This is a genomic window from Micromonospora sp. CV4 (genome assembly GCF_003667455.1).
Classification (GTDB): domain Bacteria; phylum Actinomycetota; class Actinomycetes; order Mycobacteriales; family Micromonosporaceae; genus Micromonospora.
In genome coordinates this window covers 1-2,395 of the sequence record NZ_RCVI01000191.1, presented here as the reverse complement: position 1 = coordinate 2,395, position 2,395 = coordinate 1, and the positions used below count along the sequence as shown (strand labels likewise).

Below are 2,395 nucleotides of genomic sequence, written 5' to 3'. Positions count from 1 at the left end.
TTCGCGGCCCGCTGCGCGACGGCCGCGAAGACGGCCTACAGCGCGGCCAAGGCGCACCCGGCGGTGTACGCCAGCCCGACCGACGGCACGGGCGGCGGCGGGCGGCGGCCGGCGGCGGTGTTCTTCTGGCTGCGCTTTCGAGCTGATGGCGTGAACGATTCACAGACCCCGCACCAAACCCGATGGATCCGGCGCGCCAGGTGAGCCATGGTGACGGCCATGGATGACGGCACACTGACCGACGCGGAGCGTCGGGTGTGGGCGGCGATGCCGACCGGGACGCGGGCCGCGCTGGCCGGCCTGTCCGGCGCGGACCTGCGTACCCTGCTGCTGAGCGTCGCCCACGACCGTGCGGCGATGGTCCGCCCGCCGGAGGTGGTTCGCCGCTGGCGCGAGGACCGCTTCGTCCGTCCGGCACGCGCGGACCCACGCGCGCTCGCCCGGGTGGAGGCCCGGATGTGGCAACTGCTGCCGGCCGACGTCTCCGGAGTTGAGCTGTCGCCGGTCGTGCCGGTGGGCACCTGCTCGGCGGTCGCTCCGGTCAGCCAGAACAGGATCGTCACCACAATGCGCGCCAGCGAGGTGTTGAGCGATCCCACCAACGCTCTTGCGATCGAGGCGGCGGTGCGTCGCCGCCGAGGTGGCGAGGTGCACCTTGCCGCCGCCCACCGGGTGCTGCGGGCACAGGACTTCGGCACCGACGCCTCGGCGCATTTCCGGCTCTTCTGCCTGGTGTCCAGCGCGCGGGACGCCGGCGCGGGCCGCACGGAGGCCCGGCTGCTGATCCGGCACCTCACCTACTGGCGGGCCGTCCTCGCCGAGTTTGCATCAGAGGCCGCACCTCAACTGCATGTCACGGTCCTCGACGATCGGGTCGTCCGGGAGCGTCTGGCCGACACCGTCCGACCGGCACTCGACGCAAGCGTGGTGCCGCTGGTGGACGAGCCGGAGCGGACGCGCGGTCGCGGTTACTACACGGGCTGCGCCCTTCGGATCAGCCTCCTGGGCGGCAGCGTGGAGATCGGCGACGGCGGCCTCACCGACTGGACCGCCCGCCTCAACGGCGACGCGAAGGAGCGCTGCCTCGTCTCCTGCCTCGCCACCGAACGCCTCGTCGAGTGCACGGACCCGGCCGGGGCGCCGGATGCTGGTCGCTTGATCGACGACCACAACTGAATCTGTCGTACAGGTGTTCTAGTGTCAGGTCGTGGTCGAGGAGTTGGCGCAGGCGGAGGACGCGGTGGCGGCGTGCCTCGACGCGGCCACCTGGACCGCATCGGAGCATGACCTGATCGCGGCGCTCGACGCCGCGCACCGGCTCGAGCAGCGCCTGGCCGCGGTCAAACTGTCCCTGGTACGCGAGCTCGACGGCCGGGGCACAGCCGTCGCGCAGGGCGCGTCCTCAACGGCGATCTGGCTACGCGAACGGCTACGACTCACCGTCCCCGCCGCCCGCCGACTGGTCGACCTCGCCGCCGCGCTGGATGCCGGCACCCCCGGAGTGCGCCGCGCTCTGGCCGACGGGCATATCAGCGTGGAGCAGGCCCGCGTCATCGGCGAGACGGTCAGCACGGTGCACGCTGCCGCGGGTGCCGAAGCCGCCGACAAGGCCATCGGTGTCCTGGTCGACTGGGCCGGACAATTCGACCCCGCCCTGCTGCGCAAGCTGAGCACCCGGATCCTCGACCACGTCGCCCCCGAGATCGCCGACGCCACCGACCGCGCCGCACTGGAAGCCGAAGCCCAACGATCCACCCGAGACCGCCACCTCACCCTCTCCGAGCTCCGCGACGGCCGCCTGCGCCTCACCGGCAACCTCGACGCCGAAACAGCCGGCCTGCTGCGCGCCGCCATCGACCCCCTGACCGCACCATCGGGCCCCGACGACACCCGCACCCCCGGACAACGCCGCCACGACGCCCTCGCCGACCTCTGCCGACTCACCCTGCGCACCACAGAACTACCCGAGCACGGCGGCGAACCCGCCCACATCGTCGTCACCACCAGCTACGACACCCTCGCGGGACAGCTCAGCGTCGGCACCCTGGACACCGGCCTACGGCTCACCCCGCAGACCGTGCGCCGACTCGCCTGCGACGCGGCGATCCTGCCCGCCGTCCTCGGCGGCGCCGGTCAGACCCTCGACCTGGGTAGGCAACGCCGACTCATCACCGGACCCCTGCGACGCGCCCTCGTCCTGCGCGACCGCGGCTGCGCCTTCCCCGGCTGCGACAGACCACCCCGCTGGTGCGACGCCCACCACATCCGGCACTGGGCCGACGGCGGCCCCACCAACCTGACCAACGCGGTGCTGCTCTGCGGCCACCACCACCGCCACCTACACCACAGCGACTGGACCGTCCACCTCGGCGGCGACGGCCACCCCGACTTCATC

3 protein-coding genes are annotated in these 2,395 nt (G+C 72.7%); all 3 read left to right on the top strand.

Going from position 1 to position 2,395, the window contains the following annotated elements; genetic code table 11:
• Positions 1-204 (top strand): hypothetical protein (locus EAD98_RS31470; protein ID WP_147457342.1); only part of this gene is annotated, 204 nt, incomplete at its 5' end.
• 15 nt (positions 205-219) lie between these two features.
• Positions 220-1,176 (top strand): hypothetical protein, encoded by a 957-nt coding sequence (locus tag EAD98_RS06055; RefSeq protein ID WP_121653089.1) that lies wholly within the window; start codon positions 220-222, stop codon positions 1,174-1,176.
• Positions 1,177-1,207: 31 nt separating this feature from the next.
• A partial coding sequence (locus EAD98_RS06050) for an HNH endonuclease signature motif containing protein (RefSeq protein ID WP_147457341.1) occupies positions 1,208-2,395 on the top strand: 1,188 nt, incomplete at its 3' end.

Excerpts from the sequence above, each read along its gene's own strand:
- EAD98_RS06055 (WP_121653089.1), top strand. The coding sequence starts at position 220 with ATGGATGACGGCACACTGACCGACGCGGAGCGTCGGGTGTGGGCGGCG.